Source organism: Olivibacter jilunii (genome assembly GCF_900607235.1).
GTDB classification, from domain to species: domain Bacteria; phylum Bacteroidota; class Bacteroidia; order Sphingobacteriales; family Sphingobacteriaceae; genus Olivibacter; species Olivibacter oleidegradans.
On the sequence record NZ_LR027853.1, the window covers coordinates 339,755 to 362,074 of the forward strand.

At 38.8% G+C, this 22,320-nt stretch carries 18 protein-coding genes; 10 read left to right on the top strand and 8 right to left on the bottom strand.

The features are described 5' to 3' along the window. Positions 1 to 36: 36 nt before the first annotated feature. Positions 37 to 573, bottom strand: a complete 537-nt coding sequence (locus tag E0E36_RS19790; protein WP_130857432.1) for an RsmD family RNA methyltransferase — start codon at positions 571 to 573, stop codon at positions 37 to 39. Beyond that, on the bottom strand, positions 564 to 1,379 hold the full coding sequence (locus tag E0E36_RS19795; RefSeq protein ID WP_130857433.1) for a DUF3822 family protein: 816 nt from the start codon (positions 1,377 to 1,379) through the stop codon (positions 564 to 566). The genes E0E36_RS19790 and E0E36_RS19795 overlap by 10 nt, the downstream gene beginning before the upstream one ends. Positions 1,380 to 1,428: 49 nt before the next feature. Between E0E36_RS19795 and E0E36_RS19800 the strand changes: the two genes are divergently transcribed. After that, a complete protein-coding gene (locus E0E36_RS19800; protein WP_130857434.1) occupies positions 1,429 to 2,865 on the top strand; it encodes an ATP-dependent DNA helicase in 1,437 nt (478 codons plus the stop codon). Between the two features lie 26 nt (positions 2,866 to 2,891). On the opposite strand, the gene murI is transcribed toward E0E36_RS19800, so the two are convergent. Both murI and E0E36_RS19810 read right to left on the bottom strand, forming a co-directional pair. After that, the gene (murI, locus tag E0E36_RS19805; protein WP_130857435.1) at positions 2,892 to 3,722 is read right to left on the bottom strand and encodes a glutamate racemase; all 831 of its coding nucleotides are present in this window, start codon (positions 3,720 to 3,722) and stop codon (positions 2,892 to 2,894) included. A gap of 21 nt (positions 3,723 to 3,743) precedes the next feature. Continuing rightward, the gene (locus E0E36_RS19810; RefSeq protein ID WP_130857436.1) at positions 3,744 to 5,387 is read right to left on the bottom strand and encodes an FMN-binding glutamate synthase family protein; all 1,644 of its coding nucleotides are present in this window, start codon (positions 5,385 to 5,387) and stop codon (positions 3,744 to 3,746) included. A gap of 251 nt (positions 5,388 to 5,638) precedes the next feature. Here E0E36_RS19810 and aroQ point away from each other — a divergent pair, with 251 nt between their 5' ends. After that, positions 5,639 to 6,055, top strand: coding sequence for a type II 3-dehydroquinate dehydratase (aroQ, locus tag E0E36_RS19815; protein ID WP_041387448.1), 417 nt, complete (start codon positions 5,639 to 5,641; stop codon positions 6,053 to 6,055). Positions 6,056 to 6,064: 9 nt separating this feature from the next. Here aroQ and E0E36_RS19820 read toward each other — a convergent pair whose 3' ends face one another. From E0E36_RS19820 to E0E36_RS19830, 3 genes are read right to left on the bottom strand one after another with little or no spacing between them, the layout of a single operon-like run. Continuing rightward, positions 6,065 to 6,766, bottom strand: a complete 702-nt coding sequence (locus tag E0E36_RS19820) for a membrane or secreted protein (protein ID WP_130857437.1) — start codon at positions 6,764 to 6,766, stop codon at positions 6,065 to 6,067. Between the two features lie 56 nt (positions 6,767 to 6,822). Beyond that, entirely contained in the window at positions 6,823 to 7,845 is a 1,023-nt protein-coding gene (locus E0E36_RS19825; RefSeq protein ID WP_130857438.1) for a glycosyltransferase family 2 protein, read from the bottom strand. Continuing rightward, entirely contained in the window at positions 7,842 to 8,711 is an 870-nt protein-coding gene (locus E0E36_RS19830; RefSeq protein ID WP_130857439.1) for a lysophospholipid acyltransferase family protein, read from the bottom strand. Before E0E36_RS19830 ends, E0E36_RS19825 begins: the two co-directional genes overlap by 4 nt. A 178-nt stretch (positions 8,712 to 8,889) precedes the next feature. On the opposite strand from E0E36_RS19830, the gene E0E36_RS19835 reads away from it, so the two are divergent. Then, positions 8,890 to 9,507: a WbqC family protein gene (locus E0E36_RS19835; RefSeq protein WP_130857440.1), complete on the top strand. Its 618-nt coding sequence runs from the start codon at positions 8,890 to 8,892 to the stop codon at positions 9,505 to 9,507. A gap of 80 nt (positions 9,508 to 9,587) precedes the next feature. Here E0E36_RS19835 and E0E36_RS19840 read toward each other — a convergent pair whose 3' ends face one another. Continuing rightward, on the bottom strand, positions 9,588 to 11,744 hold the full coding sequence (locus tag E0E36_RS19840) for an FUSC family protein (RefSeq protein ID WP_130857441.1): 2,157 nt from the start codon (positions 11,742 to 11,744) through the stop codon (positions 9,588 to 9,590). Positions 11,745 to 12,161: 417 nt separating this feature from the next. Between E0E36_RS19840 and E0E36_RS19845 the strand changes: the two genes are divergently transcribed. The 7 genes from E0E36_RS19845 to E0E36_RS19875 all read left to right on the top strand — a co-directional run bounded on the left by E0E36_RS19845 (position 12,162) and on the right by E0E36_RS19875 (position 22,299). Then, positions 12,162 to 14,747: a phosphoenolpyruvate carboxylase gene (locus E0E36_RS19845; RefSeq protein WP_130857442.1), complete on the top strand. Its 2,586-nt coding sequence runs from the start codon at positions 12,162 to 12,164 to the stop codon at positions 14,745 to 14,747. 103 nt (positions 14,748 to 14,850) lie between these two features. Next, positions 14,851 to 15,390 (top strand): DUF4142 domain-containing protein, encoded by a 540-nt coding sequence (locus E0E36_RS19850; RefSeq protein ID WP_130857443.1) that lies wholly within the window; start codon positions 14,851 to 14,853, stop codon positions 15,388 to 15,390. A 232-nt stretch (positions 15,391 to 15,622) separates the two neighbouring features. Further along, positions 15,623 to 16,654: a Gfo/Idh/MocA family oxidoreductase gene (locus E0E36_RS19855; RefSeq protein WP_130857444.1), complete on the top strand. Its 1,032-nt coding sequence runs from the start codon at positions 15,623 to 15,625 to the stop codon at positions 16,652 to 16,654. 55 nt (positions 16,655 to 16,709) lie between these two features. Then, entirely contained in the window at positions 16,710 to 17,585 is an 876-nt protein-coding gene (locus E0E36_RS19860) for a hypothetical protein (RefSeq protein WP_130857445.1), read from the top strand. 86 nt (positions 17,586 to 17,671) lie between these two features. Continuing rightward, positions 17,672 to 19,741 carry a polyphosphate kinase 1 gene (gene ppk1, locus E0E36_RS19865; RefSeq protein WP_130857446.1) on the top strand — a complete coding sequence of 690 codons (2,070 nt, stop codon included), beginning with the start codon at positions 17,672 to 17,674 and terminating at the stop codon, positions 19,739 to 19,741. A 4-nt stretch (positions 19,742 to 19,745) separates the two neighbouring features. Then, the gene (locus E0E36_RS19870) at positions 19,746 to 20,621 is read left to right on the top strand and encodes a Ppx/GppA phosphatase family protein (RefSeq protein WP_130857447.1); all 876 of its coding nucleotides are present in this window, start codon (positions 19,746 to 19,748) and stop codon (positions 20,619 to 20,621) included. Between the two features lie 361 nt (positions 20,622 to 20,982). Then, positions 20,983 to 22,299: an aspartate kinase gene (locus tag E0E36_RS19875; protein ID WP_130857448.1), complete on the top strand. Its 1,317-nt coding sequence runs from the start codon at positions 20,983 to 20,985 to the stop codon at positions 22,297 to 22,299. Positions 22,300 to 22,320: the final 21 nt, after the last annotated feature.

The window sequence follows — 22,320 nt, forward strand, 5'->3', positions numbered from 1 at the left end:
TCAAACTTATCGAAAATAATTCGAATATAAAGCGCGCTAGGAAAGTTCAAAAAAGCTAAATGATGAATAACCGTACACGCGTTGCTCCACAAAGCTAACATGCTGATCCACCTTTCTAGTAGTGGGATGCTCTAAAACGAACAATCCTTTTGGATTCAATAGTTTATGCTCGAAGAGCATGTTAGGTAACAAAGGGAGTTGTGGCAAATCATAAGGGGGGTCAGCAAAAATGAAGTCAAAAGATTGTTTGCATCCGGTTATAAACTTCAGCACATCTGCTTTAAGGATCTTCATCTGCTCCAATTGATATTTGCTCTTTTGAGTATCTATATATGTGCAACATTTACCGTGAATGTCTACGGATAAAAGACTTTTGACGCCTCGTGAGGCCAATTCAATTGAAATATTGCCTGTGCCACTAAATAAATCCAATGCGTCCGTTTCGCTCCATACAAGTCGATTTTCCAATATATTGAATAAGGCCTCTTTTGCTAGATCGGTTGTTGGACGAACCGGTAAATTTGTGGGGGGTGAAAGTTTTACCCCCTTAATACGTCCACCAATTATGCGCATAATAATCCGAATAATGATAACTTTTGATACCCCTTTTTCAGTACATTGAAATTGCTACATTCCATTACACCGGACAAATCCAAAAAAGACAATTGATTACTGTATTTTTTCAGGCGTTGATAGGTTGGATCGTCAACTTCTATTTGACCTGAAATTATTATTGATATACTAGAAAGGTTGATGTTGTATTCTTGGGCAATAGCCAATAGAAAGTAGTTAAATTCGTCTGCATCCTGACTTGGCTGCATATGGTGGTATATCAATTTCCCGTCTGAGATGTAAGAGAAGTCTGCATACCCTTCGCCAAAGTTAAGAGAGAGATAGTTTTTGTGATCTGAAGCAATAGCTGCGAGTGCACTTAATATGGCTGTACTATCGGATTGAATCATGAAATCCGGAAAATTCAAAAGTAATTGTCTTTGCTCTTCTTTTGATATGCCGTAGATGCACTGCGCGGCGAATGGCTTTATATAACTGCTTAATAACGAATGATTTTCCTTGTCTAAAAAAAAAGCATTTAAGTAATATACTTCTTGAGATGGATTGTATAATTCGTTAGGTATTAACATCTTGTAATTCGTATCAATTGATAGAACTTTGGATTGATAAGCCAAGTGCAACAATTGGTCGACACGCTCTTCCCTGACATCTTTTTGCCAAGAGAGCAGTAATAATAGGCGATTTTGCTGACTAAAAATGGCCATTTGTGATCGATGGTTGCCTTGTCTTACTAATAACTGGTAATCCTCACTTTTATCTACGGTGAAGTTGTCGTCAATAAATTCTATTTGCAATAATTCACTCATGGCTAGCAAAAGTACCCTTTACAAACGATATTGCAAAAAGCATTTTTTTGTGTTAGGTTTGAATGTGGAAATAATTAACAAATTCGAGCAATCGTTTCCCGCTACACCCACTCCGCAGCAAAAGGAAGCATTTAAAGAACTGGCCACTTTTTTAAGTTTTAAACAACAGGCGACTTGTTTTATTTTAAAGGGCTATGCCGGTACGGGTAAAACTACGCTTATTAGCACCTTGGTACGTGTATTGCCGGCCCTAAATATGCGGTCGATCCTATTGTCACCTACGGGAAGAGCAGCTAAAGTAATGAGTGCTTATGCAGAAAGACCGGCATTTACTATCCATAAAAAAATCTATCGAAAGAAAGTCGCCGGCACACCGGATATGTCTTTTACTTTGTCCGATAATTTACATAAAAATACGTTATTTATTATAGATGAGTCTTCTATGATTTCAAATGAGCAGAGTGGTTTCGGAAAGACCGGCTTGTTGGAAGACCTGATAACTTATGTTGAAAGCGGTGATAATTGCAAACTTATGTTTGTAGGAGATACCGCCCAGCTCCCCCCGGTGGGATTATTGGAAAGTCCCGCCTTAAACCCGAGGTATATAAGAGACCATTTTGGCTATCACGTAATGAGCTGCGAATTGACCGAGGTGGTGCGACAAACGAGTAACTCCGGTATTTTGCGTAATGCCACCGCTATTCGCGAACAAATTAGGTTAGACGGTAGCAATAAAAAGCTCCACTTTCCGAAACTAAAGGTAAGAAACTTCGCCGATGTCTATCGGATGACGGGTGAGCGTTTTATCGAAGGGCTTCATTATGCTTATGACAAATATGGAATCGAAAATACATTGGTTATTTGTAGATCAAATAAAAGTGCCAATTTATATAATCAGCAAATACGTAACCGGATACTCTATCGAGAAGAGGAATTGACCGGAGGAGATCATGTAATGGTGGTGCGAAACAATTATTATTGGACAAGTGGAGAAAGCGATGCGCAGCAGTTTATTGCTAATGGAGATATGGCAATTGTAAAACGGGTTCGTAATGTACATGAACAACATGGTTTTCGGTTTGCCGATGTAAGTTTGGCTTTCGTCGACCAAGATAATTTGGAGCCTTTATCCTGTAGAGTCCTACTAGATTCTTTATACACAGACTCTCCTAATTTACCTACAGAAAGTCAGCGAAAATTGTTCGACTCGGTAATGGAAGACTATCAAGAATTGGGAAGTAAGAAAGAGCAAATAGCAGCTATTAAAAACGACTCGTATTATAACGCATTGCAAATCAAATTTTCTATGGCAGTTACTTGCCATAAGGCACAAGGTGGGCAATGGGACGCCGTTTTTATTGATCAAGGCTTTTTAACGGATGAAATGCTTAATATGGATTTCCTTCGTTGGCTCTATACCGCTTGCACGAGAGCCACAAAGGAACTGTTTTTTGTGAATTTTCATGATAAATTTTTTGCCGATTAATCGCCCACTTGCTGAACACTGTATTGCTAAGGTATTTTGTGGGTCAGGTCAAATTGTGCTGCCTCAACCGGTAAACCATAAAAAATGCTGGCCTTTTCCTTGAAATTCTCAACATTTTCAGTTGTAAAAAACTGCCGTGCGCCATTTTTTGTACAAAGAGCTTCTATTTCCTTATGTCTATACAGATAATCTGCTAAACTTTTCGCTACGATGCTTCCTTGTGAAATCACTTGTACACCTTTTGGCATAAATTCCTTAATTGTAGGTAACAATAGGGGATAGTGTGTGCAAGCTAAAATGACGGCATCAATTTCGGTAGACTGTTGCAAGAGGCGATCGATATGTTGTTTTACGAAATAACGGGCGCCAGGCGAATCCATTTCATTATTCTCTACTAAAGGAACCCACATGGGGCATGCTTCCTGATACACCTTAATTTGAGGGAAAAACTTATGGATTTCCAGCACGTAGGACGCTGAATTGACCGTTCCCGAAGTAGCCAAAATACCGACGTGATTGCTTATAGTGAAGCGATCGATAATTTCGGTCGTTGGTCTGATAACACCTAAAACATTTCGTAAGTCTGTGCGTTTCGGTAAATCTTTTTGTTGAATAGTCCTTAAGGCTTTTGCAGAAGCCGTATTGCAAGCCAATATAACTAAATGGCAACCCAAATCAAATAAATGGTTTACACATTCCATCGTATAGTGATACACAGTGTCGTACGAGCGTGTACCATAGGGAACTCGAGCATTATCGCCAAAATAAATGTAGTCGTATTGAGGAAGCGTATGGCTGATTTCTTTAAAAACTGTTAATCCTCCATAACCGGAGTCGAAAATACCTATTGGGCCCATATTATCTTTATGTCAATATTATCAGTTTGTCATCGGTTTTCTTGCCCACTCTAATTCGTCCCAGTTAAGATTGCTGAAGTTTGGTGTGAAAGAATGTGGATCACTTATTGTCATCAACAGCTCAAATTGTTTAGCATATGGCTTTTTGAGTAATGAACCTTTGGGTATATAGGGATAGCTGTCTAAATAAGTCAAAATTTTATCCGGAGAAATTCTTCGATGGATATAAGCTCTATGAATGTCATCGGGGTGTCTGATGCCCGCCGCTGCCATAAGCTCAATGGCACTTTTTATTGTTTGCTGATGAAAATTGGCAACTCTTGTTTTTTTATCTTCTACTACGAGGCCACGTACCAGATGAGCGTTTTGTGTAGCTACGCCGGTAGGACACTTGTTGCTATTACACTCTAAAGCCTGTATGCAGCCAAGGGCCATCATCATCCCCCGCGCGCTATTGCAGATATCTGCACCAAGCGCGAAATTCTTAACAAGATCGAAACCCGTGGCGATCTTCCCGGAAGCTATAATCTTAATGTGTTGCTTCAGGTCAAAGCCTGTAAGTGTGTCGTAAACAAAGGCTAAGGCATCTCTTAGAGGCATCCCAACATTGTTGGAAAACTCCAAGGGAGCGGCGCCTGTTCCTCCTTCACCACCATCGACGGTAATAAAATCAGGGCAAATCTTCGTTTCAGTCATCGCCTTGCAGATGGCTACAAATTCACTTCGATGTCCTATACATAGCTTGAAACCAATGGGTTTCCCATTAGATAGCTCACGTAACTGTTGGATGAAATTTAATAGCTCAATCGGTGTTTTAAATGCGCGATGATAGGGGGGAGAGTCAACGTCTTTGCCCATTTCAACTAACCGTATACGCGCAATTTCTTCCGTTAGCTTTGCCGCAGGCAATATGCCTCCATGCCCTGGTTTAGCACCTTGTGATAGTTTGATTTCAACCATCTTAACCTGCGGGAGATTCACCTTTTGTTCAAATGCTTCCGGATTGAAATTTCCATCCGGGTAGCGGCATCCAAAATAGCCTGTTCCTATCTGCCAAATTAAATCACCACCACCTTCCAAATGATAATCACTTATGCCACCTTCTCCGGTATTATGAGCAAAATTGCCGATTTTAGCACCTTTGTTTAGTGCCATGATGGCATTTTTACTTAAGGCACCGTAGCTCATTGCCGATATATTCAATATGCTCGCTGAGTACGGTTGTGAACAGGAGGGACCACCTATAATAACCCTTGGATCTTCACATGACGCATCCATATGTAAAGCATTGATGCTATGATTAAGCCATTCATAATTGTTTTCATACACATTTAGTTGGGTGCCAAAAGGAGTAGTATCCATTTCTTTTTTTGCACGTTGATAGATCACACTACGATGAATTCGGCTAAAAGGTCGTCCGTCCGTGTCACTTTCGATGAAATATTGCTGTACCTTGGGGCGGAGGCCTTCCATCACATAACGGAGTCTACCGAAAACAGGGAAGTTGCGTCTGATGGCTCGTTTTGACTGATAAACATCGAAGAGACCGAGAAAGAACAAGGGTATAACGATGATGAACGACCAATATATTGGCGTCCACCAAATGCCTGTGATAATAATCCCTGCTAGTAGGAAAAAGGAGATGAAGAGAAACGTGTTTTTCATCAGTATTAATTTATTAATTAGCCCGCCTATTTGAGGCAATCATTTACCTTGCTCGAATCAACGATGGCATCAAACAATATTACTCCCATAAGCGGGTCGCGTTTTAATAGGAAAAGACGAATAAACTTTTAATGAAAATATTATCTTTGCCGTAAAGCATACTGTCATAACATTTCATGCAAAGCTATTATTAATTAATGAAACCTGCATGGATTACTGCTTAAAAAGCGTTGCGCAAAACGATTATAAAGATGAAAATTCAAATCATTAACGGCCCAAACCTCAATTTACTTGGCGTGCGGGAACCTTCAATATACGGAAATAAAGGGTTTGAAAGCTATTTCGAAGAACTGAAAGGGTACTTTGATTCAATCGATCTGTCTTATTTTCAAAGTAATCATGAAGGTGAAATTATCGACAAATTGCATGAAGTGGGTTTTTCTTATGATGGTATCGTTTTAAATGCCGGAGCATATACGCATACTTCAGCGGCAATAGGTGACGCAATCGCTGCTATAAAAACACCGGTTATCGAGGTGCATATTTCGAACGTTCATGCGCGGGAAGCGTTCAGACATCATTCGTATTTGGCTAAATATTGTAAAGGGGTTCTATGTGGTTTTGGATTAGATAGTTATCGCTTGGCGGTGCATAGCTTTATCTACTAACACTATTCGCTACTGATACATGCGACTCCATATTTCATAAATGGGTGCTCCTTTTGAGCTCAACCCGCTGTGATGCCATTGACCATTGTCTAATTTCCCATTGAAAGTCAGGCTCGCTCCAACACGGCTGTCATCCCGGGAAAAAAAGTCGATATTCTCAATATACTTACCATCTTTGAAGCTATAGGTCCCACCTCCCGTACCTGAAAATTCGCCGGTTTTCACATTAATTGCTACCCATTGAAACCGAGTGCCACTGAGTATCTTCAATGTTCTCCGATCCCTCAATGGCATTTCATTCATTTGGTTGTCTACTTTTCGGTTGGTAATTCGCCACACGCCTGCCAAAGGCGCATCATTACTATCTATTCGTTGCCAATTTTCTTTGTTGCCGGTTACATTAATAGAAAGGTCTTTAGTTAAATCGAACTGAAAGGTATGTGATTTTTGTACTTCTTCGGGCTTTGTAGCGTTGTACTCAATAGATACCACGATCTGTTTATCTTGTTGCTTATAGGGGCCACCCCAGGTATTAATAAATTTTTTACCATTTAAGTCATATAAGGCATAAGACAGGTAGTTGTCTACAAAAACCAATGTATGGTGAAGGTCGTCTTTTTTAAGCTGCCAAGCTCCTGCGAGTGAACTTGTTTGTCCATAAGCCGTCGACAAGCATGGTAAAAACAATAGAATATAAAAAAGTATCTTCATGGGTTGTTATAAAAGGTTTATTTATAAACTACGATCCGCTCTTTTTGTTTGCCTTTCTAGAATTTTTTATTATTCAATTCAGTAAACTTCTGCTTTTGAAGTATAAAGTAAGCCCAAATAATGCTCGCGCGATAGATGCCAGACGATACTTTTTTTGATTTGGTTCGTTTTCTTTTACGAGCGTTTTTTCGAAAATTCCTGAAAAAATTCACATGTGCTTTGCTGACTGCAAGTGCATCTTTTCGTTTTCCTTCCGATATGAAACGGAGCAGGGCAATGAAATCTAGCCAAAAACGAATAAATATAACGAATATTGCTTGCATTAAGGGCAGATTTTTTTGCAACATAACGAGGTTATTCCTAAAATTGAGGTAGGTCTTGAATGGATTTTCCTTACTCAGCGTACCACCACCAACGTGATAAACCGCTGATTTCGGACAATAATATATGCTATACCCAAAGAGCTTCAGCCGCCAACACAGGTCAATCTCCTCCATGTGAGCAAAGAAATCTTTGTCAAAGCCTTTCGCCTTTCTCCAGGCATCCCTTTTTATAAAAAAAGCTGCACCGCTTGCCCAAAATATCTCTTTTGGATGATTGTACTGCCCTTGATCGACTTCCGTTTTCTCAAGTATTCTTCCTGCACAAAAAGGATAACCTAAATAATCGATAAATCCACCTGCTGCGCCAGCGTGTTCAAACTTCTTTTTGTCGTAAAAAGAAAGTATTTTCGGTTGAGCAGCTCCTATTTTACTGTCTGCTTCCATCAGTTCGATGACAGGCTCTATCCAATAAGGATCGACCTGTACATCAGAATTAAGGAGGACGAAATAATCGGCCTCAACCTGTTCAAGGACACGATTGTATCCTTCGGCGAAACCAAAATTTTCCTTGTTGTTTATGAGCGTTAAAGACGGATATTCGGTCTGTATAAATGAAACGGAATCATCTGTTGAACCATTATCGCCTATTACTATTTCTAGATTTGGGTAGGTGCTTGCGCAAACCGAGGGAAGGAATTTTTCCAAATAACTCCTTCCATTCCAATTCAGTATTACGACGGCTACTTTTTTATTCATGCACTGGGTTTATGTTTCCATCTACGGTGAGACCATAGCCACTGTTCGGGCTTATCATGTATCAGTTTTTCGAGGTACTTGTTATATGCCAACGTGATTTCGTGGTTATCCGTAGCCTTCGGTGTTTCAAATAAAGTAGAAAAGGTGCATTCGTAATATCCACGCCTTATCCGGTTAATATGGCAATAAACAACAGGAAAATCAGTACGCTTGGCTATTTTTTCCATCCCCAGAAACATTAGTGTATCTTGTCCCAGAAAAGGCGTAAAAAAGCTAGATTCCGAACGCGCAGGTGTTTGGTCTGAGAGAAACATACTCATATGTGGTGTGTTTTCATAGGCAAGGATCTGCCGGAGTGTCTGTTTCATCGGTACCATTTGGGCATTGAATCTCGATCGTATATTGTTAAATGTTTGTTCAAATCCCTTGTTTGAGAGAGGTTTATAAATGATCAATAAAGGGTCTTTCAGCATCAAAGACAATCGATGAATACCCAGCTCCCAGTTACTGTAGTGTGCGGTTGTACCGATTACAGGCTTTCCTTGTTCTAAATGGCGGTAAATTTCGTGTGTGGCGTGAACCACCATTCTCTTTTCCACTTCTTTTGCCGTAATCGTCCTCATTTTAATCGTTTCAATGATCATATCCGAGAGGAAAACAAAAAAATTTTTGGCAATTTGCTTTATCTCTTCATCTGATTTTGAGGGAAACGAGTTTGATAGATTTTCGTATACCACCTTTTTTCGGTAACCTACTACATAATATAGGATAAAAAAAAGAAAATCGCTCAAGCAATATAATACCCAAAAGGGAAGTAAAGAGATTATAAATACAAAAAAAGATACAATGCGATTCCCTAAGTTCATCTTAATTTTAGCCAGACCGAATTACTAAAGAATTTGCAAATATCCGATTTCTTTATTTTGAAAAGGAAATTTTTTACAAACTTATAAGCAGTTCTGATTAAAGCATGTCTTTTCTTTTTCAGAAGATTGCAGTTTATTTATCGGCTAATATGTATTTTCGCGGTTTAATTCCAAAATCATGGAGAAAACAGACAAACTATTTCCCTGCTTTTATTTGGCTCCGATTGCTGCGGTGAGCGAGATGTTAAGCGCCGACGGAGATGAAATTCTAGTCGAAAAATTCGAACACTTCCCCAAGCAAACCTATCGAAATAGGGCGAGTATCTACTCTCCAAATGGTAAATTGGACTTGATCATTCCTGTTAGGAAGGGTGCAAAAGTACACACGGTGATGAAGGATGTACGGATAAGTTATGAGAGTGACTGGCAACGCCTACATTGGATGAGTTTGCAAACTTCCTACAGACGGTCAGCTTATTTTGAATTTTATGAGGATGACTTCGCGCCATTTTACGAAAAAAAATATGAATTTTTATTTGATTTCAATACCGATCTGACAAGTATGTTGCTTCGGTTGTTAAAAATACGAAAGGCGTTAACGTTTACGACCTCATATCTGGATAATGATGCCGGTATTCAAGATTTTAGAAACCGCATTCACCCAAAACAGACCTATCAAGCCAAGGAATTCAAGCCGTATTTTCAGGTGTTTGAACCTAAGCATGGATTCCTTCCAAATTTAAGTATTGTTGACTTACTGTTTAACCAAGGCCCTAATAGTTTAAATTTTTTATAATTGCGAACAATCTAATCTTTCGAAACTATTGCTCAGTCGTTGGTTTGGATGCCGAATCGATAAAACAACAAAATATCGGGCTAGGCTGCTTCTTTTAGCAAATCCATGCGCTCACATATTTTATTCAAATCTTGAGTAATTTTGCTTACAAAGGAAATTTGCTCTGTTATTAACTTTGTTTCTTCGTTTTCTCCCGTATCCTCCGGCAAAGCAGTAACCACTTTGATATCTGTTTCGATAAAAGGTTCATCGTCTTCAGTCATTTTAAACTGCAAAATCGTTTGAGAAAGTTGTTTAAGCGATTTTCGTGTCAATCTAATGTGTTCAGCGGTGAGTGACTGCTGAGCAGCATTTTTGACAACAGCTACCAATGCAACTGAGTAAGAGGATAATATGTGATTATATATTAAGAACTTATTTAGTTCTTTAGCGTTTTTTTGTTTGCTTTTTGGCTCGGTAATCATTCGCTGAAAAATCGAGGTCATATTGGCCATATTAACATAGACATCTTTCCTAACCAATTTGTATTCAGTCTCACTTACCTCTATACCAATAATATACTCCAGCGCTTTGACTAAGTAATTGTAATTAGCAATAAGGAGCTTTCGCATACTGGTTTGTACATTTTTACTTTCCCAACTCGGGAAAATGATGTAACTGGAAGTAAAAGCCAATAAACTACCGGTTATGGTGTCTATCACACGTTCCTGAAGAATTTCAAAGGTGCTTACGCCGAGAAAGCTATATAAAAGTAAAAGGTAAGGTGTTAAAAACATGACACCTAGAATGTAGTTAATGCGAATGAAGCTGTAAGCTAATACCATAAAAATCATTAAAAAAATGAATCTGGCAATCTCTTGCTCAATGCCAAGTAGAATCGCGATACCCGCCAGTCCGCCGATTATAGTGCCTGACATACGTTGATAATTGCGTTGCTTTGTCAAGCTCCAACCCGGTTTAAGAATAACCAGGACGGTCATTAAAATCCAATAACTATGATTGCCAAAAGGGATTAGTTTCGAAATAAAAAAAGCTGCAATCATCACAATCACCATTCTTAAGGCATGTCTGAAAGTAGACGATTTTAAACTTAAATTGTCTTTTAGAACCTTCGGATTGAATGACTGATGTGATAAAAACTTAGTTAAATCTGTTTCCTGATTGTTAAATTGAGCGGTCTGCGTATCAAAGTATTGATAAATGTTGTTGAGCTTGTTAATTAAATCCCGGATATTGACTAATATCTTTTTTAAGATTACCGTGTTTTTGCCTGTGTTTTCTACGCGATCTATTGCCCCTTTTATATGTTCTAAGTCCGATTTGAAATCGTATAATTTCTTTGGTCGATGATTCGCATTGATATGATAAGCCAGATTGTCCATCTCATTGGCTAATCTGTTAACCGTTATTCTAATAGCCCTTAAAGCATCTGTATCTCCGAAGTTATGGCGAATGGCCTCATAATCGTAATGTGTAGCCATCGTTCGTTCAAAAATATCTACCATGTCGGTAAATATAATGACCAATACGCGCCCTAAGCGCGTAGAGTCTTTTACAATCGCCTTGCTTTTAAAAAGTAACTCCCTCACGACATCCTGATGTTGATGAACGATCACTTGCTGGTCAATCAATTTTTGGTAGTTTTTGTCGTTATCAACGGTTATATCATAAAAATTGGCCTTTAATCGTACATAAGCAGCGGTATCTTGAATACATTCAGCTAGGGCCTGCTGGGAAAGTCTGAATGGACGAAATTGAGTTAAGGTAAGGCTCAAAAGCATGTACCAAGCTCCTCCAATCGTTGCATAGACAGCATGCATAAGCGAGCTGTCAGCAGTCATCTTTAAATCATCCATATTAAGGATCATCACTAGAATTGCGGCCGTGCCCAAAGAAGCTGCCCGCGTTCCGTAAACCGCTATCATACACATAGAAAAATTGAGGACAGACAGAAAGATGATAACAGCTACATCGAAAGGGTTAATCAATTTGGTGATAAACGATATCACAAAGATAAAGCCTACTAACACCAGCATCGCATTTCTTCGGTCTTTTGTAGGGCCAGGGGTATCTACAATACTGGTAATTACCGCCCCTAAAGAGACAGCTATCCCCGTTCTTATGTCCCCTAAATAGGAAAAGATTAAAGCAGGAACCAGGGCCCCAAAAGCAATTCGCAAACCATCGGCAAAATACTGACTATATAAAAATGTCTTAATAGCTTGTGTTTGTTTCACTAGAAAAAATCAGTAATAATAGTATGAATGACTTTCCCCTTGTCATTTTGGGATTTACTGACGAATATACAAAAATCCGGCCGACTTATTTTTTGCTTTAGATATTTTGACTGATTAAAGTCATTTTATTTTTTCTAAACGGCGTAAAGCATTTTTATCCATATTATTGAGAACCGTAATAAAAAAGCGTCAAGCAAAACTTATCAGTATCGTACCTGTTATTGCATAGACACTAACCGCATTATGCTGTTTATTGTTTGAGTAATTAAATTGAAAAATGTTATCATAACGAGGGTAATTGCTTGGTGAATTGTAGTTAAGTTTAGATTGTTTTGATATTTATTTGTATTTTGTGCCGTTTTGTTGAAAAAACAATAAATTTTTGTTTTTAACCACGTATTAATCTTTGAGGTATTTATGAAACTAAGTCAGAAAGAAGCTGTTTATGAGAATGAGGTCTTGACACGCTTTGAACTCTATAACAGTCTTTTTTTAACATTACCATTTTATCAAGTCAAGCATACCGGGACCTTATTACCTTTCTTTTCAACGCATATCGAAAAGGGAGTAAATGATAAAATGGATCCCGAAGCAATAATTGAAAGTTTTTTTGGACAATACGAACAATATATTCACAAGGCCGATCGCTTCGATTTACTCTTCCGGATCATCCAATATATCGAAAGACAGGTCGTTTTATTTGATGCGATAGAAGATGCCGCTTTCTCGAAGACCGGTAGGGCCGATGATGCCGGATCTTTGGAATCTTTATTTAAACGTGCTGAAAATAATAACGTATTACGTGATAAGATCGTTAATCGGTTGAAAGATTTTTCGCTGCGATTGGTTCTTACCGCCCATCCTACACAGTTCTATCCGGGCGAAGTGTTGGGTATTATCACCGACTTAACAGGGGCTCTAAAAAAGAATGACATTAACGATATCCATTTATTGTTACAGCAATTAGGCAAGACACCGTTCCTACAGAAAAATAAGCCAACTCCCATTGACGAAGCCAGGAGCTTAGCCTGGTTTTTGGAGCATGTGTTTTACCCGGTTGTTTCGGATATACAATGTATGGTGGATAATGACTTTGATGCCAATGGTTGTATTAGGGAAGCGGAAAAACAAATCGTTGAGTTGGGCTTCTGGCCGGGGGGGGATCGCGATGGAAATCCTAATGTGACTACAGAAAGTACAAAAGAGGTTTCTGCTTTGTTGAGAACCATCTTGTTCAGGTGTTATTATCGGGATTTTAGAGTGATGAAACGCCGTATTACTTTCAGAGGAGTGGAAAAGTATATGGCAGCTTTGCAGGAAATTTTCTACGAGAATAGCTTTAACCCACAGGAAAATCAAAAGAATGTAAAAGACGCTATCATCTTCAATTTAAGTGAAGTAAAACGAGTGCTTACCGACTATCACGACCGTCTTTTTGTGAACCTTGTGGACGATCTTTTGCGGAAGGTTAAAATTTTCGGGACCTACTTCTCGAGCTTGGATATTCGCCAGGATAGCAGCATCCTCCGCAAAACATATCAATACCTCTACAAAGCTCATCCGGAAGAGACAGGAATTGATGCAGATTTTGAAACGTTGGAGGAGGCAGACAAGATTATGTCCGCTCGCTTCCGTGAGGCTGATTTACCAACAGACAATATTAAGGATCCTTTAATTCTGGATATGGTAGAAACGATTCGTTTTGTTCAAAAAATCCAGCAGTCGGGAGGGCCGAAGGCCTGCCATCGATTTATTATCAGTAATTGTCAACAAGCGTCAGATATTCTGTCCCTTATGGAACTTTTCCTATGGAACGGTTGGAAGAAAGAGACGCTTTCAATTGATTTTGTACCATTGTTTGAGACGGTAGATGATCTGAAGCGTGCGGCTAAAGTGATGGAAATCCTCTATAACAATAAGGCTTATCAATCCCATCTTAAACACCGTGGGAATAAGCAAACAATTATGCTCGGGTTTTCAGATAGCACAAAAGATGGTGGATACCTAATGGCCAATTGGTCTATTTACAAAGCAAAAATGGAGCTTACTGCGATGGCGCGTAAATACGATGTCGATTTAACCTTCTTTGATGGACGGGGCGGGCCTCCGGCTAGAGGAGGGGGGAAAACCCAACGGTTTTATGCTTCTATGGGTGATGAAATAGCGAATGATCATATTCAATTAACGATTCAGGGGCAAACGATAAGTAGTCAGTATGGCTCTTTTGATACCGCACATTACAATATTGAGCAATTGTTGAATGCCGGTATAACTTCAGGAATAAAAACCAAACCTGGCGATACCCTCAGTCAGGGGAAGAAAATGTTGATTGATCGTATGGCTGGAGCGAGCTATAATAAATTTATGGAGCTAAGGAAACACCCCTTATTCCTAAAATATCTGGAAGAACTTAGTCCATTGAAGTTCCTGTCATCTCTTAACATCAGCAGTAGACCGGTAAAAAGAAATTCAAATTCTGAATTACGATTGGAGGACCTACGGGCAATCAGTTTTGTAACCGCTTGGAGCCAACTGAAGCAAAGTGTCCCTGGTTGTTACGGCGTGGGAACGGCGCTTAAAAATGCAGACGATTCGGGCGAGTGGGATAAAGTGCAAGAACTTTATAATACTTCCGGTATGTTCAAAACAATCATTGACAATAGTATTATGTCTATGACGAAATCAAATTTTAATATCACTGCCTATTTAAAAGACGACGAAAAGTTTGGGACATTTTGGAATATGCTTCGCGAAGAGTTTGAGTTAACTAAGCAATACTTTTTAAAATTAACGGGTACCACGATGCTTATGGAACGATATCCCGTAGAAAGGAAATCGATTGCTACGAGAGAGAAAATCGTTCTACCTCTTGTCATTATTCAACATTATGCGATTAAAAAAATGCATAATTTGAGTACGGATGATCCGAATTATGAGATTTATGGTAAATTACTCACCCGCACGGTATATGGTATTGTCAACGCTGGAAGGAATTTGGTATAATTGAGTGGTATTCACAGTGGATTTGTACATAAAAATTGATAATAGGAAAATTTTATGTTAGGTTTGCTGGACAAAACTGTACATACATAAATAGAAATTAAAAATGAATAGGAAGATAGCTTTATTTGGCTTGTCAACTTTTGCATGTGTTTTATCGATGAGCTCCTGTACAAGTGTTGGTGAACATAAGGCCAGCGCAGAGTTATACTACACAAACATCACGAAAGCAGATACCGAAGAATATAGATTTTATCGTACGGTATATCAATTGGCGAATGAGGAAATAGAGTTTGCTAATATCATTTCACAGCGAGGAAGCAATGCGAGTGTAAAATCCTTAGCTACAAATTTAAGCACCCAATATAAAGATGTGTTAGCAAAAGTTCAGGAATTGGCTACCAAATCTGATGTACTGATTCCTTTCCCGGCTATGCACTCATTGGAATTACCTGCCGGCTTGGATTCTGCTCAGGCAAGCATATTGGATAAAGAATTTCTAAAACACTCGCTACATAATCAGGAAGCTATTCTTCACCAATTTGAGGGCGCAGCCCGCACCACAGATGTCAGTGTGAGAAAATATGCGAAAGAGGCACTTCCTGTTCTTGAAAAAAGCATAGAAGAGACAAAAACTTTACTGTAAGCTTTTTCAGAGTGCCTTAGGAAGGTGTCTTAAAAGGTACAAGTCGGGATAACGATAAAAAGTAACTTTTTAAAGACACCTTTTTCTTTTGTATATTTCCTTGGCCCCGGCTCGGTATTTTTTAACAGAACCTAGAAATAGGATGAAATTTTGTTGAGATAAAAAGCTAATCCGATTAGCAAAACTATTTACGGGATTTAGCGTTTTATTAAACAATAAAACTTATAAGTATATGTCAAAATATCCGGTAATAGCAGGCATACTTTCCTATGGTATGTCTGGTAGAATATTTCATGCGCCTTTTCTTGAAACAAATACGCGGTTTAAGTTCAAAGCGGTTGTAGAAAGAAGTAAAAAAACGGCACAGCAACGATACCCCAATATTATCAGTTATGATAGCGTTGATGAGTTATTAGATGATAAGGATATAGAACTGGTTGTGGTAAACACCCCGAACCAGACACATTTCGACTATGCCAAAAAGGCTTTGCTGAAAGGAAAGCATGTGCTAATCGAAAAGCCCTGTGCTGCCACAAGTCAGGAAGTGAAAGAGCTTTTTGATCTTGGCAGAGAACAAGGTAAGCATGTAATGGTGTTCCAGAACAGAAGATGGGATAGTGACTTCAAACTTGTTAAAAGAATTATTGAAAGTGGTGCGCTTGGAGATATAATTGAATTTCATATCCGTTTCGATCGTTATAGGAAAGAAAAGAGTCCTAAAACATTTAAAGAAATCAATCAGGCAGCCGCTGGTTTAACCTATGATTTAGGTCCGCACTTGCTTGACCAGGTAATCTCGCTGTTCGGTAAGCCTAAAGATAGCATCAAGCTGACAAGCATTCACAGAGAAAATTCAGAGGTAGATGATTTTTTCACCTTTGTATTAACTTATGAACACGGACTTACTGTTTTTGCACATGCAAGTTTGTTAGTTGCACAGCCCTTGCCCGCGTATGTGATACATGGCACAAAAGGCTCTTTTCAAAAAAACCGAGCAGATGTGCAAGAGGAACAATTGGACAAAGGGATGTGGCCGACTGACGAAAAATTCGGACTGGAAGCCGTTGGTCAAGAGGGCTTATTAACTATTATCAATAAAACTAATCAAAAACAGATTTTTTATAAAGAGGCGCTTAAAGGGAACTATAAGGGCTTGTTTAATGCCGTATATGAACAAATCCGGAAAGATAAACCTTATCCCATCACAGAGGAACAGATTATATGGCAAATGGAGCTACTTGAGAAAAAATCGTGGGATAAATAATCCTTTGTTTCCGGTATTTAATTTGCTTAGCTTTATATAACTTAAATAAACGGTTATGGCTAAGAAAATCACAAAAAAACAAAAGAAAGCGGATAAGCAAAAAGTTACCAAATCGCTAACTAAACGTGTTACGGCTCTATTGAATGATTTAGGGCATGAAACGAAAGATTTGGCAAAAGATATTAAGAAAGCCAGTAAGAAACTCGCGGAAAAGCTGTCGGATAAAATAGAAGGTGCTAAAGGGCAAACGAAGAAAAAAGCAGAGGCTTCCAAAAAGAAAGTCAAAACTGTCGGAGAAAAGGTAGAAAAGAAATCAAAAGAGAAGGCAGAAAAAAGTGCAAAAGCAGTAGAGCAGAAAGTAAAAACTGCAACTAAAACCAGCAACACTTCGAAAAAGGAGCCTGTGAAGGATGACAAGGTTGGAAAGACAGAGGTTAGCAAAGTTAGTGGTAAAACTCAATCGGTAGCTCCTGCAAAATTACCCATTCCAAAGGCTACTCCAACAAAACCGGTAACCGCCGCCACGCCACCTGCAAGCACAAGCAAGAAGACAAGCCCGCAAAAGAGCCCGTTAGCAACAACAACGGTAAAAAAAGCTGTTCCGCAGCGAAGCGCTTCTTCATCAACTGGCAGCGTTAAAACAGATAGTAAGCAATCGGCGGTAGCATCAGCAGCCACTAAAGCAGTATCGCAACCAAAAAAAGTTGTCACTCCTAATCAAATTGCAAACCAAGCGAAAAAAGAAGCAGAATTAAAACCCGCCGTTAAAGAGGAAAAGAAGGCAGTTGTTACGGGTAATAAAACAAGCGCAAAGCCGGCAACGAATGTTAATAGTCAGCCAAAAACTGCTCCCAAAAAAGCGACGCCTGCAACCGCGAGCAAAACAGCAAGTAAACCATCAGAACCGTCAGATAAACCAGCAATTTCCTAATTTTGATTCATAAAAGGTAATGTTTACTTAACATGTACTTAACATTTTTATGCAAAATTTGCTGTCTATAAATGGTATTCTGATAAATGTCTGCATCTTTTAAGAGCAAAGCTCCTTTAATTAATAGAGAGATAAGTTGGTTATATTTCAATGAGCGCGTATTACAGGAAGCGGCGGATAAATCAGTGCCTCTACTAGAGCGTCTTCGCTTTCTTTCGATATTCTCTTCCAATTTAGATGAGTTCTATCGCGTAAGAGTGGCTACACTTAATAGGTTGGCAAACGTAAATACGAAAGCGAAGGAGCTCCTGGGCTTTAACCCTCGGAAAGTATTAAATGAAATTAAGAATATCGTTGTTAAACAGGAAAAGCGGTTTGAATACCTTTATGAGCACGAAATAATTAAAGAGCTGGCGGAAGAGAAGATTTTTATTATTAATGAAAAACAACTGAACGTTAGTCGAGGAGAATTTGTTAGGAAGTATTTTCAAGAGAAAGTACTTCCTAATCTGGTTCCGATTATGTTGGATGTGGACAATACCAAACCATTCCCTGAATTAAAAGATCGCCGAATTTATTTCCTTATTAAGTTAACATATCATAAGAAAATCAGATATGCCCTATTGGAGGTGCCCAGCAAAAGCATTAATCGTTTTTTGGTGCTTCCTCATAGTAATCAATTGAAATTCATTATACTTTTGGATGATATCATTCGATATTGTCTTGATGAATTGTTTTTTATTTTTAAATACGATACCATTGAAGCCTTCACGATCCAACTGACCCGTGATGCGGAACTGGATATCGATCCCAATGTAAGTGAGAAATTTATCGAAGCCTTAAGTAAGAGCCTTCAAAGGCGATCGAAGGGAAAGCCAATGCGCTTGCTTTATGACAGTGAGATCCCACTGGACATGCTGAATTTTTTGGTTTCGAGAATGAATTTGAGCAACGGTGTACTTATTCCAGGCAATCGTTACCACAATTTCAAAGACTTCATAGCCTTTCCAAATGTAGGAGGACCATCCTTGGAGTATGAGACGCTTCCTGCGCTCGAAGTAAAAGAGCTCGACTTGAGTAATAGCATTTTTAACCAGATTGCAAAAAGAGATTATCTGATCAGTTTGCCATACCAGTCATTTGACTATATCATTCATTTTTTGCGAGAGGCTGCCATTGATCCAAAAGTGGTGGAAATTAATATTACCCTCTATCGTTTGGCCGAAAATTCAAAGATTATCAATGCCTTAATCAACGCAGCAAAGAACGGAAAAAAAGTAAACTGCCTGATTGAATTAAAAGCGCGATTTGATGAAGAAGCCAATATTTTCTGGAGTAATAAATTGGAAGAGGGTGGAGTGCATGTACATTATGGTCTTTTGGCTTATAAGGTACATTCCAAAATATGTTTGATAAGCAGGAGGGAAAAGGGGAGACTTACGTATTATGCGAATCTGGCAACAGGAAATTATAATGAAAAGAGCGCGCGAAGTTATTGCGACCATAGTATGTTCACCGTTCATAAAGGTATAACGGCAGATCTAAAAAGGCTTTTTAAAGGACTGGAAAAAAAATCTTTTTACAAAGGCTATAAATACATTATCACTTCGCCTTTGGAAATGCGCAATGCAGTTTATCAATTAATCGATAGGGAAATAGAGCTTGCTAAAGCGGGCAAGGATGCATATATGATTTTAAAGATGAACAGCCTTTCTGATGAAGGTATGATTTTGAAATTGTATGAAGCTAGTAACGCTGGAGTCAAGATCCGACTAATTGTGCGAGGTATGTGCTGTCTGGTTCCGCAACAACCAGGTTTCAGCGAAAATATAACGGTTATTAGTATTGTAGACAGATTTTTGGAGCATGCTCGTGTGTGGATCTTCGGGAACGATGGCAATGAAAAAATATATTTATCGTCAGCTGATTGGATGACCAGAAACATAGATAGACGATTGGAAGTTAGCTTTCCCGTAGTAGATCCCTTATTGGTTAAGGAAATAAAAGATATTCTTGATCTCCAACTTCGCGATAATACTAAAGCAAGGGTAATTAATGCGGCAAACGATAACAGATACGTAAAGAAGAGAAAAAATGAAATGAGTTATCGGGCCCAACTGGATACTTACCATTATTTGAAACAAAAGAATAAATAAAGATATGAGATATGGAGCTATTGATATTGGTTCAAACGCTATCAGATTATTAATTGCTGATATAATTGAGAATGGCCAAGTAGTTTCTTTTAAGAAGAATACACTCATTCGAGTACCCTTACGTTTAGGCGACGACGCTTTTATTGATAAGAACATCTCTAAGAGAAAATCAGAAGATTTAATAAAAACTATGTCGGCGTTTAAATCACTGATGGACGTCTATAAGGTTAGTGAATACATGGCTTGTGCAACTTCTGCCATGCGAGAAGCTGTCAATGGTTCCGAGTTGGTGCAAGAGATAAAAAAAGTCGGTATCAACCTGGAAATCATTGATGGCGTAAAAGAAGCTAGTATCATCTATAATAGCCATGTTGAACAGCAATTGGAAAGACGGAAAAGCTATTTATACATTGATGTTGGTGGTGGTAGCACCGAGTTATCGGTATTTAATAATGGAGCTTTAAGCGCATCGAGGTCATTTAATATAGGAACTATTCGTATCCTAGATAATCAGGATAGCGAGGAAACCTGGACTGAAATGAAGGAATGGATAAAAGAAAACACCAAGAATTATAAAGGAATTATAGGCATTGGAACCGGCGGTAATATTAATAAGTTGCATCGTCTAGCCGACGAAAAGGGAACTAAGCCCTTATCTTTCAATAAACTTAAGTCGCTATACGAATATTTAAATTCTTTTTCCCTAAAAGAACGTATCAATGTTCTCGGATTAAATAACGACCGTGCCGATGTGATTATTCCGGCTTGTGAAATCTTCCTGAATGTTATGAAATGGGGAAGTGTAAAAAATATTGTTGTGCCTAGGGTAGGTCTTGTCGATGGAATTATCCAAACGCTCATCGACGAACATGGAAAATAAATAAGAAAAAGCTCGATAATACCGATTTTGAATAAAAAAAATTAAACCTATCGGGCGTTATGGTGTTTTTTTTTAAATATAACTGAAAGTATATTATAGATATAATAAAATTGAGTATCTTTGGCGCCCGTATGAAAAGACTTTTTATACGGGTTTTTTGTTGCTATTTTTGCGCATGGTCAAGAAAGTCGCCCTTATAGCGGTTAGGCCGACTAAAAAATAACTTATTCTGACGAAAAATGGCTGAGCTGCCAGAGGGGTACTTTAGCTCAGACAAGCTTAGTCGCCGTTAACCGAGCTTGCGAGCTCATTGATACCTAAAAACAGTGAATAGTATCGATAAAAACAAATTAAACATTCAATGAAAATCTTAAAATTCGGTGGAACATCGGTTGGTAGTCCCGAGCGTATGAAGAAATTACTGGACATCATCCAACCCGGTGAAGAGAAACAGATCGTTGTTTTATCTGCAGTAGCAGGTACAACCAATGCATTAGTTGAAATATCACAAGCTTTTGCAGCGGGTGATAAGCGAAAGGCCGAAGCACTAATTAAGGGTTTGCACGCGAAGTATGAGGAATTTATTGAAGAGCTATTTACAAGTCAAGAAGGTAAAGAAAATGGAAAGGAACTGATCGATTATCATTTTAACTTTATAGAATCTTTTGCCCATGACCTTTTTACACCTATAGAAGAAAAGATTATTTTGGCACAAGGGGAGTTATTGTCAACGACCCTTTATCATTTTTATCTTACGGAAATTGGCGTTCGCTCTAAGCTGCTACCGGCTTTAGACTTCATGAAGATCGATGAAGATAATGAACCTACTATTGATTTTATCGGCGAGCATTTGTCGACTTTATTAGCAGCTTCAAATGACCACCAGTTGTTTATTACGCAAGGTTACATCTGCAGAAATGCTTTTGGTGAGATTGATAACCTAAGACGAGGTGGAAGCGATTATACCGCCTCGTTAATAGGTGCAGCCATACGTGCGGAAGAGGTCCAAATTTGGACAGATATTGATGGTATGCATAATAACGATCCGCGTATCGTAAAGGGTACAAAGCCCATTGCCCATTTAACATTTGATGAAGCTGCGGAGCTAGCTTATTTCGGAGCAAAAATTTTACATCCTCAAAGTGTATTTCCAGCTCAACGATATAACATTCCCGTAAGGCTACTGAATACCATGGATCCCGATGCCTCGGGCACTTTGATCAGTAAAGAGGGGGCCGTGAGGGGAGAAGTTCGGTCTATTGCGGCTAAGGATGGTATTACCGCAATTCGAATTCATTCTTCGCGTATGCTTTTAGCTTTTGGTTTTCTAAGAAGAGTTTTCGAAGTTTTTGAGCGTTACAAAACACCTATCGATATGATTACCACTTCGGAAGTCGCTGTATCGTTGACCATTGATGATACCCGTTTTCTCAGTGATATTGAAAGGGAATTAAAGGATTTTGGTTCAGTTGAAATTGACGTTAATCAAACCATCGTTTGCGTCGTCGGCGATTTCAGTTTAAATACGCATGGTTACGCTTCCCGTGTATTGGACGCTGTGAAACACATCCCTGTGCGCATGATTTCGTATGGTGGCAGCAATTTTAACATCTCATTGCTGATTAACGCTGAAGATAAGGTTGAAGTGCTTCGTTCTTTACACAATCGTTTATTTTAATTATAATGGCGATTTACGCTA

What these genes read in the sequence shown, in the direction of transcription:
- E0E36_RS19790 (WP_130857432.1), bottom strand. Translation starts at nt 573, where the DNA reads ATGCGCATAATTGGTGGACGTATTAAGGGGGTAAAACTTTCACCCCCC.
- E0E36_RS19795 (WP_130857433.1), bottom strand. Translation starts at nt 1,379, where the DNA reads ATGAGTGAATTATTGCAAATAGAATTTATTGACGACAACTTCACCGTA.
- murI (WP_130857435.1), bottom strand. Translation starts at nt 3,722, where the DNA reads ATGGGCCCAATAGGTATTTTCGACTCCGGTTATGGAGGATTAACAGTT.
- E0E36_RS19810 (WP_130857436.1), bottom strand. Translation starts at nt 5,387, where the DNA reads ATGAAAAACACGTTTCTCTTCATCTCCTTTTTCCTACTAGCAGGGATT.
- aroQ (WP_041387448.1), top strand. Translation starts at nt 5,639, where the DNA reads ATGAAAATTCAAATCATTAACGGCCCAAACCTCAATTTACTTGGCGTG.
- E0E36_RS19820 (WP_130857437.1), bottom strand. Translation starts at nt 6,766, where the DNA reads ATGAAGATACTTTTTTATATTCTATTGTTTTTACCATGCTTGTCGACG.
- E0E36_RS19825 (WP_130857438.1), bottom strand. Translation starts at nt 7,845, where the DNA reads ATGAATAAAAAAGTAGCCGTCGTAATACTGAATTGGAATGGAAGGAGT.
- E0E36_RS19830 (WP_130857439.1), bottom strand. Translation starts at nt 8,711, where the DNA reads ATGAACTTAGGGAATCGCATTGTATCTTTTTTTGTATTTATAATCTCT.
- E0E36_RS19835 (WP_130857440.1), top strand. Translation starts at nt 8,890, where the DNA reads ATGGAGAAAACAGACAAACTATTTCCCTGCTTTTATTTGGCTCCGATT.
- E0E36_RS19845 (WP_130857442.1), top strand. Translation starts at nt 12,162, where the DNA reads ATGAAACTAAGTCAGAAAGAAGCTGTTTATGAGAATGAGGTCTTGACA.
- E0E36_RS19850 (WP_130857443.1), top strand. Translation starts at nt 14,851, where the DNA reads ATGAATAGGAAGATAGCTTTATTTGGCTTGTCAACTTTTGCATGTGTT.
- E0E36_RS19855 (WP_130857444.1), top strand. Translation starts at nt 15,623, where the DNA reads ATGTCAAAATATCCGGTAATAGCAGGCATACTTTCCTATGGTATGTCT.
- E0E36_RS19860 (WP_130857445.1), top strand. Translation starts at nt 16,710, where the DNA reads ATGGCTAAGAAAATCACAAAAAAACAAAAGAAAGCGGATAAGCAAAAA.
- ppk1 (WP_130857446.1), top strand. Translation starts at nt 17,672, where the DNA reads ATGTCTGCATCTTTTAAGAGCAAAGCTCCTTTAATTAATAGAGAGATA.
- E0E36_RS19870 (WP_130857447.1), top strand. Translation starts at nt 19,746, where the DNA reads ATGAGATATGGAGCTATTGATATTGGTTCAAACGCTATCAGATTATTA.
- E0E36_RS19875 (WP_130857448.1), top strand. Translation starts at nt 20,983, where the DNA reads ATGAAAATCTTAAAATTCGGTGGAACATCGGTTGGTAGTCCCGAGCGT.